This window comes from Lelliottia jeotgali, assembly GCF_977070485.1.
In genome coordinates, this window is sequence record NZ_CDRVFO010000003.1 from 97,329 (window position 1) to 111,933 (window position 14,605).

Sequence of the window (14,605 nt, forward strand, 5' to 3'; positions counted from 1 at the left end):
ATGACAGAGCTCAATCCTGGCGATGAAATAGCGTACTGTGTAAGGAGGGATCGCCTGCAGCAGCTGTTCGTCCAGTCGGCGCCCGCTGTGCTTGGCAGCTTCCTGGCTGCGGCAATGTTGTGCTGGTTGGGCTGGGAGCGTTTCGACCAGCAGAACGTGGCCGCCTGGATGACGGTATTGAGCCTGTCGACGGTCCTGCGTACTTCCATGTTCGTCGCCTATCTGCGGGCACCGGCCAACCTGCGCACGGCCGAACGGTGGGAGTGGCGTTACTGGGCCACCCTGGTGCTGTCGGCAGCAGTCTGGGGCTTGGGCGCATTGGCTGTAATGCCTGCCGATGACCTGCTGGGGCAGGCCTTGATCATGCTGTTCGCCGTGGGCATGTCTGTCAGTGCAGTCTCGTGTTACTCCTCGTACCGCAACATGACCCTGGTCTCGATCGTCCTGGTGCTGCTGCCCTGTACCGCCTGGCTGCTGCTGCAGCCGTCCGCGCTTCAGCAGGGCATCGCTCTGGCGGTGCTGGTGTTCGCCTCGTTCGTCGTCAACGCGACGCAAAGCCTGTCTTCAGCGCTGGTGACCGCCTGGCGCCTGAAGCACGAAATGGAACGTGCACACCGGCTTGCCATCGTGGCCTCGTGCACGGACGAACTGACCGGACTGAACAATCGCCGTGCCTTTTTTGACTGTGCCTTGGCGCAGCACACCTTGTGCAAGGAGGGGCACACGTATGTAGCCGTGCTGATGCTGGACGTCGATCATTTCAAACAGATCAACGATACCGCCGGGCATGCGGCGGGCGACCAGGTGCTGAAGCGGATCGGTACAGCCATCAGCGCCAGCCTGCGTGACAACGACATCGCCGGCAGGCTGGGCGGCGAGGAGTTCGCCATCCTGCTGCCCGATACGCCTCTGGTCACTGCCAGCGAGTTTGCCGAGCGCCTGCGGGCCCTGATAGCAAAGCTGAACGTCGACACGCAGTACGCGGTTACCGCCAGCATAGGCCTGGCCTTCGCCAAAGCACCCGCCAGTGAACTCGATGCGTTGCTCAGCAGCGCCGACAAGGCCATGTACCGTGCCAAGGCATCGGGTCGTAATCGGGTGACGATCGTCGACCATGTGCATGCCGCCGCCTGATGGCACGGCTGGCCATGGTCCTGACGCACTCATCGCTTGCCCTGATTTGGTTCACCTTTTACCCGGCGCCCAACCCTGCACCCATTTGATGCAGTTCACCCCTGCATTCGCCGCGCCTGGTTTACGAAAATCCCGGTCAATTGGCCTGATTCTTTCGCGTTATTGATACCAAAAAGCGCACTTGCGCGTTCCCAGGGGCATTTTTCTTCCTGACTCTCCCGCTCTGCCCGTTCCGGCATTTTCATTGCAAAGCTCCAGTGGATCGCTTGGCAAGCGAGAAACGAAACTGCCGACGAGTCGTGGCAAGGAGTGGGTATGTCCCGGGCTTTTTTCAACGAAATGTATGAGGCAAACGGAAGTTGCCGCCCGCACTATCAGGAGTTCGCCCGCTGGCTGGCGAACACACCGCTGGAACTGTTGGAACAACGCCGGCACGAAGCCGACCTGCTGTTCCACCGGGCCGGTATCACCTTCACCCTGTACGGTGACCAGCAGGACACCGAGCGGCTGATCCCCTTCGACATCATCCCGCGCAGCATCCGCGCCAGCGAATGGCGCATTGTCGAACGCGGGTGTATCCAGCGTGTTCAGGCGCTGAACCTGTTCCTCCAGGACATCTACCACGATCAGCGCATTCTCAAGGCAGGCATCATTCCGCCCGAGCAAGTGCTGGCCAACGAGGGCTACCAGGTCGCCATGCAAGGCCTGAACCTGCACCGGGGGCTGTACGCGCATATCGCCGGTGTCGATCTGGTACGCGACAGTGATGGTACGTATTACGTACTGGAAGACAACCTGCGCACGCCCAGCGGCGTCAGCTATATGCTCGAAGACCGCAAGATGATGATGCGCCTGTTCCCCGAACTGTTCGCCGCCCAGCGCATCGCCCCGATCGACCACTACCCCAACCTGCTGCTCGATACACTCAAAAGTGCCAGCCCGCTGGACAACCCGACCGCCGTGGTGCTCACCCCCGGGCGCTTCAACAGCGCCTACTTCGAGCATGCCTTCCTGGCGCGGGAGATGGGCATCGAGCTGGTCGAAGGCGCCGATCTGTTCGTGCGCAACGACCACCTCTACATGCGCACCACCGCAGGCCCGCAGCAAGTGGACGTGATCTACCGTCGCCTGGACGACGAATACCTCGACCCGCTGTCGTTCAACCCTGATTCGATGCTGGGGGTACCGGGGCTGATTTCGGTGTACCGGGCAGGCAACGTGGTGCTGGCCAACGCGGTGGGCACCGGCGTTGCCGACGACAAGTCGATCTACCCCTACGTTGACGAGATGATCCGCTTTTACCTGAGCGAGGAACCGATCCTGAAGAACGTGCCCACCTGGCAATGCCGCAAGCCGCAGGACCTGTCCCACGTCCTGGCGCACCTGCCGGAGCTGGTGGTCAAGGAAACCCAGGGTTCCGGCGGCTACGGCATGCTGGTCGGCCCCGCCGCAACCGCCGCGCAGATCGAGGATTTCCGCGCCCGCATCAAGGCGCGCCCGCACGCCTACATCGCGCAGCCCACGCTATGCCTGTCAACCTGCCCGACCTTCGTCGAAAGCGGCATCGCGCCGCGCCACATCGACCTGCGTCCGTTTGTACTGTCAGGCAGCGAAACGCGCCTGGTACCCGGCGGCCTGACCCGCGTTGCGCTGCAGGAAGGCTCGCTGGTGGTCAACTCGTCGCAGGGCGGCGGCACCAAGGACACCTGGGTGGTGGAGGACTGAGCCATGCTTTCGAGAACCGCTTCCGACCTGTACTGGATGTCCCGCTACCTGGAGCGCGCCGAAAACCTCGCGCGCATGCTCGAGGTCAGCTACTCGCTGTCGCTGATGCCGCAAGCCGGCCGCTCCGATGGCCACGCGGAGCTTGCCATGTCGCTGCTGGCCTCCGGTACGCTGGACGATTACATCCGCAAGCACTCCGAGCTGGACACCGAGCGCATGCTGCACTTCTTTGCGCTGGACGCGAACAACCCCAGCAGCATCTATTGCTGCCTGCAGGCGGCGCGCACCAACGCGCATGCGGTGCGCGGGCGAATAACCGCCGACATGTGGGAAAACATCAACGCCACCTGGATCGAAATGCGCAACATCGCCAGCAATGGCCTCGGGCGCTATGGCATCAGCCAGTTCTGCGACTGGGTCAAGGAACGCTCCCACCTGTTCCGCGGCGCAACCTCCGGCACCATCATGCGCAACGATGCCTACAGTTTCATTCGCCTTGGGACCTTCCTGGAGCGGGCGGACAACACCCTGCGCCTGCTCGATGCGCGCTACGAAATGTTCGGGGAAACCTCCGAGGAAGTCAGCGACGACTCTGCAAGGGGTTACTACCAGTGGAGCGCCTTGTTGCGCGCACTGACCTCCTACGAAGCGTTCAACGAAATCTATCGCAATGCGCCCAGCGCACGCCCGGTGTCGGAGCTGTTGCTGCTGCGCGTTGACGTGCCACGCTCACTGCATGCCTGTATCGAGGAGCTCGACCAGATCCTCGCCGGCCTGCCTGGCACTACCGGCCGCCCCGCACAACGGATGGCTGCCGAACTCAATGCGCGACTGCGCTACACCGCCATCGATGAGATTCTCGAAGCCGGGCTGCACGTGTGGCTGACCGACTTCATCGGCCGCATCCATCAATTGGGCCAGACCGTCCACAATTCCTATCTGGAGGTCGTATGAAACTGTCCATCCGCCACGACACCACCTACAGCTATGCCAGTGACGTGTGCAACAGCATCCAGTTCCTGCGCCTGACACCGCGCAGCAGCGAGCGTCAGCGCATCCTCGAATGGCAACTGGACCTGCCCTGCAAGGTGAACAGCCAGATCGACCCGTATGGCAATATCCTGCACGTACTGACCCTGGAAAAACCCCATGGCCACCTCGCCCTTACCGCCAGTGGCCAGGTAGAAATCGACCCGGATTGCGAACACGAGGCCGGCGGCCAGTCGCCCCTGCCCTTCCTGCGCAGCAGCCAACTCACCCAGGCCAGTGACGCACTCAAGGCCTTCGCCGCCCAGCAGTGCGGCGAGCGCCGTGACCGGGGCGCGCTGACCGCACTTATGCAAGGCCTGGCCGACCATATGCCCTACAGCCCGGGGGCTACCTCCGTGGGCACCACAGCCAGCGAGTCATTTGCCGGCGGTGCCGGGGTGTGCCAGGACCATACCCACGCCTTCCTGGCCTGCGCCCGCAGCCTCGGCATCCCGGCACGTTACGTGTCCGGTTACCTGTGTACCGAAGACGAAACCCACCTGGCCAGCCACGCCTGGGCCGAAGCCTGGATCGATGAAGCCTGGTACAGCTTCGACGTCACCAACCGCCTCACCCGGCCCGATCGGCATCTGAAGCTGGCAGTAGGCCTGGATTACCTCGACGCCTGCCCGGTCCGGGGCGTGCGCCGCGGTGGCGGCGTCGAATCCATGCAGGCAAGCGTCCACGTACACCGCCAGTAATCACCTGGCGCAACTCAAGCGGGCCCCGTCGTGCCATGCGCGCGGGGCCGCTCCATTCCAGGAACAAGGTAGACAGCATGACCTACTGCGTCGCTATGCACTTGGCGGACGGGCTGGTATTCATCTGCGACTCACGCACCAATGCCGGTATCGACCAGATATCCACGTTTCGCAAGCTGTTCGTTTTCAGCGTGCCGGGGGACCGGCTGATCGTCCTGCAGACCGCCGGCAACCTTGCCACCTCGCAATCGGTGGTCAACTTGCTTGAGCAACGTACACAAGGCAGCGGCACCCACCTGCTGAACGTCGGCACGCTCTACGATGCAACGGTGCTGGTGGCCGAAACCCTTCGCGAAGTCATCACCCGTGACCGCAGCAAGCTGACGGCCCAGATCGACCTGAGCGCCTCGTTCATGGTGGGCGGCCAGATCGCCGGCAGCGCCATGGGCATCTACAACGTCTACGCCCAAGGCAACTTCTTCCAGGCAACGCCAGATACACCCTTCCTGCAATTGGGCGAGAGCAAGTACGGCAGGCCGATTCTCGACCGTAACCTCACCTACGACACCCCTTTGGACGAAGCACTGCGCTGCGGTTTGATCTCATTCGACTCCACCATCCGCAGCAACCTGTCGGTCGGCATGCCACTGGACCTGCTGGTGTATGGCAAGGACAGCCTCAAGGGCAGCGAGCCGGTGCGCATCCATCAAGACGACCCCTACTACAGCCATATCCGCAAACAATGGGGTGACGGTTTGAAAAGCCTACTCGGCGAGCTTAGCCCGCCACCACCGGGGTTCATGGCCGAATGAGCCGGGGCCATCCATCGGTCACGCCAGTAGCGATATCACCAGGTCCGCAATATTGATCGGCACGAATGCCAAGGTCAGCAGCGCATAGGCCTTGCGCGAGCGAGCTGCAAACACGCACAGAGGGATCACGATCATGACCACGTCAAAGGCCCCCCAAAGCGCCATGGGCGAGACGCCGAACAACAGAACGTTCACGATGAACCCAAGCAGGTAATAGCCCGACAGGAACAGCAGCGCGTATCGGCCATCTTGCTCGAAATACACGCGAAGCCCTTCGAGCTCGTCCTCGCTCCGGCTGGGCAACATCAGCGCCGAGGAAACGAACAGCGAGAGTGCCAGCAGCACCAGCAGCAGAAATTCCTGAAACGAGAAGGTCGCCCTTACTTGCGGCAGCGTATTGACCGCCCACCAGAAATCCATCTGTGTGGTGAAGAGCATGATCGCCCAGGCCAGGGCAACCCAATCCGGGGCAGCGCTGCGGCGGATACGGAAGACAGTCAGCGCGCCCAGAAGCAGGCGGGTAACGGATAAACCCAATATCATCGATAAGACAGTGGCGACGATTGGGAAATTGCTCATGCTACCTCCTGTAAGCCATTGCTCTGGCAAGCGTAGACGGGCAGCAGCGATTCTCGAAAAATACATGCCTGACCGGCTATCATCTTCTCTGCCCTATCGACCGAGGTCACCGTTATGAAGCGCAACTACCTGGCTGGTGCTGTGCTGTTGTTGTTCGCCACAGCGGCCAGCTCAGCAGATCAGGGTGCCAACGCCGCGGCGCTGCCAGGCACTGCCAAGGCCCGCAATGCCTGCCTGGACGAGGTCGCGAAAATAACCGGTATGGCACGCAACACGCTATCGGTGATCGAAGTGCTGCCCAGCGAAGCGGGCATCGGCGTGAATATCCAGGTACCGGGCGCGCAAGCGCCATGGTCATGCCTGGCCGATGCCAATGGCAAGGTGCAAGGCGCCAGCTACAGCGGGTCGGAAGGCAAGCTCTGATCTGCGCCCCCTCTTGCACCTCAGCGGCAATACTTCAAGGAGCCTGCATTGTCAGAACGCAGTAACAGCGCCGTGACGTCTCGCGACTCTGCCTGGTCGGTATTTCTGGTGTTCTTGCGCCTGGGGCTGACCTCTTTCGGTGGCCCCATTGCGCACTTGGGCTATTTTCGCGAAGCATTGGTAACCCGCCGCCCATGGCTCAGTGAACGCAGTTATGCCGAGCTGGTCGCCCTGTGCCAGCTGCTTCCCGGGCCGGCGAGCAGCCAGGTCGGTATAGGCCTGGGCCTCTCACGCGCTGGTTTAGCGGGCGCTGTGGCCGCGTGGGCAGGCTTCACATTGCCATCGGCCATCATCCTGGTTCTGTTTGCTCAGGGCATCTCGGCATGGGGAGGTGCCGTCCCTGGTGGTTTGCTGCACGGCCTGAAGATCGTCGCAGTCGCTGTTGTCGCCCAGGCAGTGTGGGGCATGGCACGCAGCCTTTGCACCGATGTTCCGCGCGTGACCATCGCCTTGTTCGCCGCCTGCGCTGCGCTTGTGTGGCCCAACGCAATGGGACAGATAGGCGTGATTTTGTGTTCCGCCGTCGCAGGCTTGCTGCTGTTCAAGTCCACCCCGCCTCCAGCAGGGGAGAAACTGCCGTTTTCAGTCAGCCGCAAAACCGGCCTGATCGCGCTGACACTGTTCTTTGGTCTGTTGCTCGGCCTGCCGCTGATGGCCCACTTCTGGCCGTCGCAGGCCATGGCGATGGTGAACGCCTTCTACAGTGCAGGCTCACTGGTCTTCGGCGGAGGGCATGTGGTCCTGCCGCTGCTGCAGTCGGCGACAGTACCCAATGGCTGGGTCGCCAATGACACCTTCCTGGCGGGTTATGGTTTGGCACAGGCCGTACCGGGCCCCCTCTTCACGTTTGCAGCATTTTTGGGGGCGTCCATGAGCGTGCAGCCATCCGGCTGGGCGGGCGCGACTGTCTGCATTCTCGCCATTTTCACCCCCTCCTTCCTGCTGGTGATCGGCGTATTGCCCTTTTGGCAAAAACTGCGGCACAGCGCTCGTAGCCAGGCCGCGCTGGGCGGTGTAAACGCAGGCGTGGTAGGGCTGCTGTTAGCCGCCTTGTACCACCCGGTCTGGACGAGCTCCATTGCCAAGCCGTCGGACTTCGCTTTTGCGCTTACAGCCCTCGTGGCCCTGATGTTCTGGAAGATGCCTCCCTGGCTGGTTGTGCTGGGTTGTGGCCTCTTCGGCTGGCTGCTTACTGCAACGCAAACGTCAGGGTAGCTGCCAGCCCGCCACTGGCCCTGTTCTCAAGACGTACCTGCCCCCCCATCCGCTCGACGATGGTAGCCACGATCGAGAGGCCAAGCCCTGCTCCATTGGGGCTGTTGCGGCTATAGAAGCGCTCGAACACCCGCCCAAGATTCGCCTCGTCGATACCCGGCCCTTCATCTTCGACAACCAGTTCGAAGCGGTTGGCCAGGCGCCTGAGTGATACGGTGATGCGCCCGCCCGGCGGTGAATGCTCCACTGCATTGGAAACCAGGTTCTGCAAGGCAATGCCCAGCGCACCGGCATCGATCATCAGGCCATGGTCACCTTCACTGATATCCAGCGAAGGCTCCAGGCCGCGATCCAGTATCCAGGGTGTGAGATCCGCCAGCACGTCGGTGACCACTTCACCTAGGTCGACAAGGGTGGTGGGACGCTGACCGAGGCGCGGCTCGACGCGGGCGAGTGTCAGCAACTGGTTGACCACCCGGGTCAGCCGATCCACGCCGCCAATCAGAAAGCCCAGGGCTTTCTGGCGCTCGGCATCAGTACTGGCGGCCTGGGCGTTTTGCGCATGCAGGCGCAGGATCGCCAGCGGCGTACGCATCTCATGGGCGGCGTCGGCAATGAACCGATGTTCACGCCGCAGCAGGTCCTCGATCTGCGCCAGCAGGCGGTTGATGGCCGCCTGCATGGGCTCGAGCTCGGTCGGCAACGGCACCAGCTGCAGCGGTTCGAGGGAGTCGGCATGGCGCGCGCGAATCACATCGGCCATGTTCTGCAACGGGCGCAATCCCCAGCCGATAGCTGCCCAGACCAGCAGCGCCAGGCCCAGGCTGCCAAGCAGAAACGGGAACAGGGTATGGCGTACGATGCGGTCGATCAGGTCGTAGCGCACATCGTCGCGCTCACCCACCCAGATCACCCACTGCTTTTCGGGCACCGGTAGAACGAAGCCGCGCCATTGCTCGCCGCCGCTGGCGAAATCATAAAAGCCCGGGGCCGTGGGCGGTGGGTCGAGCGTCGGTGCACTGGGCGTGTGTACCAGCAGCCGTGCTCCATCACCCCATACCTGGAACGCCAGCTTGCTTTCATAGGGGTGGCCCACGCGATGGCGCCCGGCCTTGCCCAGTGCCTCGTTGAATGCCCGATAAAGCTTTTCGCGGTTGCCATCCTGCACCGGCAGGTTCATCACCCCCTGCAACAGCCGGGCATTCTGAGCCATGTGGGCATCGTAGACTTCGTTGATCTCGCGCCGGCTGTCGTGATAGTTGTACAGCGCCAACAAGCCGGTGCCGAGCAGCATCAGCAACATCACCCGCCACAGCGTACGCTGGCGCAGCGAGCTCATACCTTGCCCTCGACCAGGTAACCGATACCGCGCACCGTGCGGATCAGGCCGTTGAACAGCTTCTTGCGCAAGTGATAGATGTTCACTTCCAGCGTGTTGCTCTCAGGTTCCTCGTCCCAGCCATACAGCAGTTGGGTCAGCCGCTCACGGGTGAATACCTTGCCCGGTTGCGCCAGCAACTCGTGCAGCAGCCGGTACTCCTTGGGCGTCAGTACCACGGGCACACCGTTGTAGTGCACCTGCTGAGTGGCAGGGTCAAGGCTTACGCCTGCGTGCTCGATGAGCACCTTGGCCCGCCCGGCGCTGCGCCTGAGCAAGGCGCGCAGGCGGGCCTTGAGTTCGTTGAGGTCGAAAGGCTTGACCAGGTAATCGTCGGCGCCGGCATCCAGGCCAGTGATACGGTCTTCGGTTGCATCGCGCGCGGTAAGGATCAGAACCGGTAGGCTGTCGCCCCCTGCCCTCAGCCGGCGCAGCAGCTCGATGCCACCCAAACGCGGCAGCCCGAGGTCGAGGATCACCAGGTCGAACATTTCGTGTTGCAGGGCATGCAGCGCGCTCAGGCCATCGCGCAACCAGTCGAGGGTATAGCCCTCCTGGCGCAACCCGTCGCAGATCCCCTCACCCAGAGCGGTATCATCCTCAACCAGTAGCAGCCGCATGTTCAGTCCTGTTTGTCCTTGATGGCCTTGAGTAAAGCATCGATATCGCCACGCCGGCCCTGGTCGGCCAGCTCGCGCCCCGGGCGTGGTGGCGCCTGGCGGGCTTTTTCCAGTGCTGCTGCGGCCTGTGCGTAGCGTTTTTGGCGGAACAGATGATCGGCCCAGAAGTAATTGCTGTCGATACCATTGGGGTTGATTTGCAGCGCCTTGCGCAACAAGGTGTCGGCCTTGTCGCTGTCACCAAAACCGATAGGCCAGCCAGGCACCTGGTCATACAAGGTACCCAGGCTGGTATACGCCGAGCCCTGCAGGGCATTGGGGTCAAGTTTGATCGCCTCTTCCAGGCTGGCCTTGGCCGACTTGACCTTGCCCAGCGCCCCCAGCCCCCCAGTGGCACCCGCCCAGCTGCTATTGATGATGCCCTCCCAGATCAAGGGTTCGGCCGAGCCCGGGTGCTGATGAACCAGCGTGGAGGCGTCGGCTGCCAGTTTCTCGAACGCATCGGCGCGCTTGCCTTCAGGCGTCTGGTACTGAATCTGCACCCAGCGCTGCTGCAGGTTGGCCAATTGTTGGCTGCCAGCCTGGTCCAGCGCCCAGGTGAGCGGTGCGAACGCCAGCAGGCCCGCGATGAACAGACGTTTCATTTGATCGACTCCTTGGAATGACTAGCGATGTAACGACGGATCACCGGCAATTGCTTGCGCAGCGCACGGTCAACCACGCCGGGCAACATGCCGTTGATGCGCACGAAGAGCTTTTCCGGCCAACCCAGATAAAGCTCGTTGCGCTCTGACTGCACGGCCTTGAGCACAGCGCGGGCCACATCTGCCGGGTCGTCCATGCCGACCTTCAGGGCCTGGTTGAGCGCCGTGGCGGCGGTGCTGTTCATAGCGGTGCGGGTTGCCCGGGGTGCCGCGTACATGACATTCACCGAGGTATCGGCCAGCTCGCGGCGCAACGCCTCAGAAAAACCGCGCAGGGCAAACTTGCTGGCGCAGTAGGTGGCATAACCGGGGTAACCGATCGAGCCGTAGGTGGAGCCGACGTTGACCACCATCGCCCGGGGTTGGGCGCGCAGCAGCGGCAGACATACACGCGTCAGTTGCACAGCGGCTTTGAGGTTGATGTCCAGCAGTTCGTCCAGCGCGTGCTCATCGATCTGCTCGAGCAGGGCAAAGCGGTTCACGCCTGCGGCATTGATCAGGACATTGACCCCTCCCATCTCCCGGGCACGGGCAAGCACCTGCTCACGCCCCTCATGGCTGCGCAGGTCGGCCGCCTGCCAGAGCAGCCTGCCTTGATAACGGTGCATCAGACCGGCGAGTTTGCCCATCTGCCGGCTCACCGCCAGTACCCGGGCACCGGCTGCGCACAACTGTTCGGCCAGCTCCAGGCCGATGCCTCCGCTGGCGCCGGTGAGTATCACTACGCACTCAGGCAAGCGCATGACGCACCTCATGCAGGCCCGCACGCGGCAGCCCCTGGAACATGTCGGTATACAGGCGGTAAACCACCTTGGCCGCGTGGATCACAGCCCGCTGGTCATCCACGTCATCAAGGCGGTCCATCAGCCGCCTGTAGGTGACCATGTGGTCCTGGTCCAGCGCGCCATGGGAGCTGAGGTAGCTGAAGGCCCGGTCCGGCAGCGCCAAAGTGCTCTGGATAGTGCCGGCGGCCTGGGTGGCCAGGGCAATGCTGGTGCCTTCGAGCACGTTGACCATACCAAACAGCCCGACCGGGTTGCCCCGGGCGATCACGTCATAAAGGTAGGCGACCATCAGCTCGATCGGCAGTGCCGGCCGACCGTCACGCACCGCTTCCCAGTCGCCACCGCAGGCATTGATGTCATTGAGGATCCACTGCTCGTGGCCGTACTCTTCCTCGATGTATTCGCACACCGCGCCGCGCAGCCATTCCAAGCGCGAAGGCAGGCGCGCCCCGCACGCCATCATCAGCGGCACGGTATGGCGCACATGGTGGTAGGCCTGGGTCAGGAAGGCCACATAGCTGTCGAGGCTGACGTGCCCCGCCAACGCATCGCGTATGACCGGCACGGCGAACAGGGCCTGACGCTCCTGGGTGGTTTGCAGTTGCAGCGTGTCAAAAAAGGACATGGCAGACCTCACAACGGGATATCGGATAACTGGGAGTGGTAACGCCGCAGGATGGCCTCGCGTCGCGGGCGGCCATTGGCGGTCAGTGTGTCGTCGGTACTGGACAGTGGGCGCGGCAGGCGACGCCAGGCATGTACACGGGCGTAGTCCGGCAGCAAGGCATTGCACTGCTGCACCGCCTGGTCGATGAGTGTGTCGGGGGTGGCAGGGTCCAACGGCCAGAGCAATGCCAGGTTCTTCGGCAGGGCCTCGCCATGCACGAACGCCTGGGCGATCACACCGCTCTGGGTCAGTTCGGCCTCCACCCATTCCGGGTTGACGTTGCGCCCGAAGCTGGTGATGAACTGGTGTTTCTTGCGGCCATCGAGGTACAGGTAGCCCTGCTCGTCGAAATGGCCGAGGTCGCCTGTGGCCCACCAGCTATCGAAGACGGGTGGCTCCTCCAGGTAGCCGAGCAACACCGAGCCAGCCACCAGCACCTCCCCGTCTTCGGCGATACGCACCTGCACATGGGGCAGCGGTTTGCCGACACTGCCCCGGCGGGTTGCGCCAGGCCGGTTCAAGGCCACCACCGATGCGCACTCGGACAAGCCATAGCCTTCGAACACCGGCAGGCCGATCGCTTCGGCGCGGGCCAACAGGCTGGGCGCCACCCGGGCACCACCGACGGCAACGAACCGCAGCGCCCCCACCCGCATCAGCCCGCGCTCGATGGCAGTGATCAGCCCCATCAACAACTGCGGCACCAGAATCAGGCTCTGCGCGCCGCTAAGGGCGATCGCCCCCAGCAAGCGCTTGAAATCGACCTGGCTCGCACCGCCCATGCCCAGAAGCGCCTGGGGGTACAGCAGCACACTCGCCCCGGCCATCAGTGCGGCGTAGACACCGAGGTTTTCCAGCAGCACACCAAGCGGCAGCACCGCCAGGTAACGCTGAGGCTCACTGGGCCGGCTGGCCACCTCCAGTTCCCGGGCTACACGCAGCAGGGCTTCGGACGACAGGCACACGCCCTTGGGCTTGCCTGTGCTGCCAGAGGTGTAGGTGATCTTGGCAGTACCGACAGGCAGCGCCGCGGCGGGTTCTGCCTCGCGAACCCAGAACTCGTCCTGCTGGGTGAATCCAAGCTCGGCGAGCGTACCGCGCCATTGCGGGTCGCATAGCACATGGCTGGCGCCGCTCTGCTCGATGCAATGGCTGAATTGAGCGGCACTGAAGAACGAGGGCACGATCACGCAGGGACGCTGAGAAAAAAGCGCCGCCAGATCCCAGAACAGCAACTGCGGGCCATTATCCAGGGCCAGTACCAGCGTGCCTGGCGAGCGGGCATCCAAGTTGTGGGTGCGCAACCCCACTTCTGCCAGTAATTGCCTGAAAGTGAAGCGCTGCGTCTCATCTTGTACGGCGATTGCGTCAGCGTGATCACGTGCAAACGTAACCAGCAGTTGATGAAAGCGCTCCAGTTCATGCGGCATGGCCAGTCTCCTCAAGGGCCGTTGGCAACCCCAGGCGCTGGAACACCCCGGCCTTGCTCAAGGCATCGAAGCCATGACCGATATTGCCGGCAAAGACTTGCGGGTGCTGAGCGTAGTAGGTCCCCCATTGGTCCACCTGCCCATTCAGCCGGGCCGGGTCGGCCGACGCCAGCACCGATGGCACCAACCCCAGGCGCTGAAAGCTGTTGATCAATGTCGTCGCGCCGGTGAACGCCACCCACCGCAAGCCGCGTGTGGCCAGCAACCAGGTCACCGCTATGATCATGATTCGCGCGCTACCGGCACTGAGCGAGGCCAGGTTGCCGACTTCAACCATGCACGCGCGCTCAAGGGTGCAACCCGCCACGCGTGAAACTGCAGCTTCCAGCGGCTCGTCCAGATAGTGCTCCAGAAACAGCGGCCCGCTGCTGGCCGGGCGCATGCCTGCGGCAGCAACCAGCCGACCCTGGCTGTCATGCAGTGCCAGCAGTTCTGGAAGGTAATGGTGCACATCAGCGTGGTGCACGCTGGCAAAACACTGATGGATGAAGTGCTCAAGCTCATCGCGCCCTGGGTCCTTGTGCAAATGAAGCGACAAGTGAGCGTGATGGTCGACGTGGCTGCCGATAGGCAATGGGAGCAGGCTGCTCCACTGAGACTGGGTCATGAAACTCCCCCCGTTTGGGCTTGATGGGGTGAGTATCTGTGGTCAATCTGAAGGTAGTCTGAAGTGACGGATTCGACCTGCGTTGTTGGGCTGCTACGCAGCCATTGCCGGCAAGCCGGCTTCTACAGGGCCCGCGCAGTGATCTTTATCAATCATCAACTGATGTTCAGGTGTAAAACCGACACGATGGCCATTACCGGCCAAACTTCTGTCAGGGCCACAGGGGAGCCGTCGATGCTTACCGTCACGCTGATCAACGCGCTGGTCGTGGTGCTGGTGGTGGTGATTCATTACGAATGCCTGCTGCGCCTGAACGACTGGCTACCGCGGCTCAAACTCTGGAGCCGGTTTCGCATCGTCATAGGTGTGCTCGGCGCACTGGTGGCCCACGCCCTGGAAGTCTGGTGCTTTGCCCTGGTCTATTATCTGATGGCCAGTGCCGAAGGCTGGGGCACCCTGAGCGGCAACTTCGACGGCACGTTCATGGACTGCGTGTACTTCTCATTCACCACCTATACCACCATCGGTTTCGGCGATATTTCGCCCAGCGGCGACCTCAAATACCTCACAGGCCTGCAGGCGCTGACGGGCCTGGTGATGATCACCTGGACGGCCTCCTTTCTGTTTCTGGAAATGCAGAAGTACTGGAAGGCCAAGTAGCAAGGTGCGGTCCTAA

The 14,605-nt window shown here is 62.6% G+C and carries 17 protein-coding genes; 8 read left to right on the top strand and 9 right to left on the bottom strand.

Features of this window, described 5'->3' with window-relative positions; all coding sequences use genetic code 11:
• Window positions 1-1,134, top strand: a complete 1,134-nt coding sequence (locus ACW4TB_RS05240; RefSeq protein ID WP_455842903.1) for a diguanylate cyclase — start codon at window positions 1-3, stop codon at window positions 1,132-1,134.
• Between the two features lie 95 nt (window positions 1,135-1,229).
• Here ACW4TB_RS05240 and ACW4TB_RS05245 read toward each other — a convergent pair whose 3' ends face one another.
• Window positions 1,230-1,379 carry a hypothetical protein gene (locus tag ACW4TB_RS05245; RefSeq protein WP_190273309.1) on the bottom strand — a complete coding sequence of 50 codons (150 nt, stop codon included), beginning with the start codon at window positions 1,377-1,379 and terminating at the stop codon, window positions 1,230-1,232.
• 70 nt (window positions 1,380-1,449) lie between these two features.
• Here ACW4TB_RS05245 and ACW4TB_RS05250 point away from each other — a divergent pair, with 70 nt between their 5' ends.
• The 4 genes from ACW4TB_RS05250 to ACW4TB_RS05265 all read left to right on the top strand — a co-directional run bounded on the left by ACW4TB_RS05250 (window position 1,450) and on the right by ACW4TB_RS05265 (window position 5,401).
• Window positions 1,450-2,859, top strand: a complete 1,410-nt coding sequence (locus ACW4TB_RS05250) for a circularly permuted type 2 ATP-grasp protein (RefSeq protein ID WP_012314860.1) — start codon at window positions 1,450-1,452, stop codon at window positions 2,857-2,859.
• Window positions 2,860-2,862: 3 nt separating this feature from the next.
• Window positions 2,863-3,813: an alpha-E domain-containing protein gene (locus ACW4TB_RS05255; protein WP_254465956.1), complete on the top strand. Its 951-nt coding sequence runs from the start codon at window positions 2,863-2,865 to the stop codon at window positions 3,811-3,813.
• Window positions 3,810-4,589 carry a transglutaminase family protein gene (locus ACW4TB_RS05260; protein ID WP_279932244.1) on the top strand — a complete coding sequence of 260 codons (780 nt, stop codon included), beginning with the start codon at window positions 3,810-3,812 and terminating at the stop codon, window positions 4,587-4,589. The genes ACW4TB_RS05255 and ACW4TB_RS05260 overlap by 4 nt, the downstream gene beginning before the upstream one ends.
• 77 nt (window positions 4,590-4,666) lie before the next feature.
• Window positions 4,667-5,401, top strand: coding sequence for a proteasome-type protease (locus tag ACW4TB_RS05265; protein WP_012314863.1), 735 nt, complete (start codon window positions 4,667-4,669; stop codon window positions 5,399-5,401).
• Between the two features lie 18 nt (window positions 5,402-5,419).
• Here ACW4TB_RS05265 and ACW4TB_RS05270 read toward each other — a convergent pair whose 3' ends face one another.
• The gene (locus ACW4TB_RS05270; RefSeq protein ID WP_279932241.1) at window positions 5,420-5,980 is read right to left on the bottom strand and encodes a hypothetical protein; all 561 of its coding nucleotides are present in this window, start codon (window positions 5,978-5,980) and stop codon (window positions 5,420-5,422) included.
• 114 nt (window positions 5,981-6,094) lie between these two features.
• Here ACW4TB_RS05270 and ACW4TB_RS05275 point away from each other — a divergent pair, with 114 nt between their 5' ends.
• Both ACW4TB_RS05275 and chrA read left to right on the top strand, forming a co-directional pair.
• Complete coding sequence (locus ACW4TB_RS05275) at window positions 6,095-6,403, top strand: hypothetical protein (RefSeq protein ID WP_254465959.1); 309 nt, start codon at window positions 6,095-6,097, stop codon at window positions 6,401-6,403.
• Window positions 6,404-6,475: 72 nt separating this feature from the next.
• Window positions 6,476-7,678, top strand: a complete 1,203-nt coding sequence (gene chrA / locus ACW4TB_RS05280) for a chromate efflux transporter (RefSeq protein ID WP_455842922.1) — start codon at window positions 6,476-6,478, stop codon at window positions 7,676-7,678.
• Here chrA and ACW4TB_RS05285 read toward each other — a convergent pair.
• The 7 genes from ACW4TB_RS05285 to ACW4TB_RS05315 are packed head-to-tail and all read right to left on the bottom strand — an operon-like array spanning window position 7,653 to window position 13,929.
• Window positions 7,653-9,017 carry a sensor histidine kinase gene (locus ACW4TB_RS05285; protein WP_279932236.1) on the bottom strand — a complete coding sequence of 455 codons (1,365 nt, stop codon included), beginning with the start codon at window positions 9,015-9,017 and terminating at the stop codon, window positions 7,653-7,655. The genes chrA and ACW4TB_RS05285 overlap by 26 nt on opposite strands.
• A complete protein-coding gene (locus ACW4TB_RS05290) occupies window positions 9,014-9,676 on the bottom strand; it encodes a response regulator (protein ID WP_279932234.1) in 663 nt (220 codons plus the stop codon). The genes ACW4TB_RS05285 and ACW4TB_RS05290 overlap by 4 nt, the downstream gene beginning before the upstream one ends.
• 2 nt (window positions 9,677-9,678) lie before the next feature.
• Window positions 9,679-10,320, bottom strand: a complete 642-nt coding sequence (locus tag ACW4TB_RS05295; RefSeq protein WP_455828289.1) for a tetratricopeptide repeat protein — start codon at window positions 10,318-10,320, stop codon at window positions 9,679-9,681.
• Entirely contained in the window at window positions 10,317-11,123 is an 807-nt protein-coding gene (locus tag ACW4TB_RS05300) for an SDR family oxidoreductase (RefSeq protein WP_012314870.1), read from the bottom strand. Before ACW4TB_RS05300 ends, ACW4TB_RS05295 begins: the two co-directional genes overlap by 4 nt.
• The gene (locus ACW4TB_RS05305; protein ID WP_012314871.1) at window positions 11,110-11,790 is read right to left on the bottom strand and encodes a TenA family transcriptional regulator; all 681 of its coding nucleotides are present in this window, start codon (window positions 11,788-11,790) and stop codon (window positions 11,110-11,112) included. The genes ACW4TB_RS05300 and ACW4TB_RS05305 overlap by 14 nt, the downstream gene beginning before the upstream one ends.
• A gap of 8 nt (window positions 11,791-11,798) precedes the next feature.
• Window positions 11,799-13,262: an AMP-binding protein gene (locus tag ACW4TB_RS05310; protein WP_279932228.1), complete on the bottom strand. Its 1,464-nt coding sequence runs from the start codon at window positions 13,260-13,262 to the stop codon at window positions 11,799-11,801.
• Window positions 13,252-13,929 carry a thermostable hemolysin gene (locus ACW4TB_RS05315; RefSeq protein WP_012314873.1) on the bottom strand — a complete coding sequence of 226 codons (678 nt, stop codon included), beginning with the start codon at window positions 13,927-13,929 and terminating at the stop codon, window positions 13,252-13,254. Before ACW4TB_RS05315 ends, ACW4TB_RS05310 begins: the two co-directional genes overlap by 11 nt.
• Before the next feature lie 234 nt (window positions 13,930-14,163).
• On the opposite strand from ACW4TB_RS05315, the gene ACW4TB_RS05320 reads away from it, so the two are divergent.
• On the top strand, window positions 14,164-14,589 hold the full coding sequence (locus ACW4TB_RS05320) for a potassium channel family protein (protein ID WP_012314874.1): 426 nt from the start codon (window positions 14,164-14,166) through the stop codon (window positions 14,587-14,589).
• Window positions 14,590-14,605 lie beyond the last annotated feature (16 nt).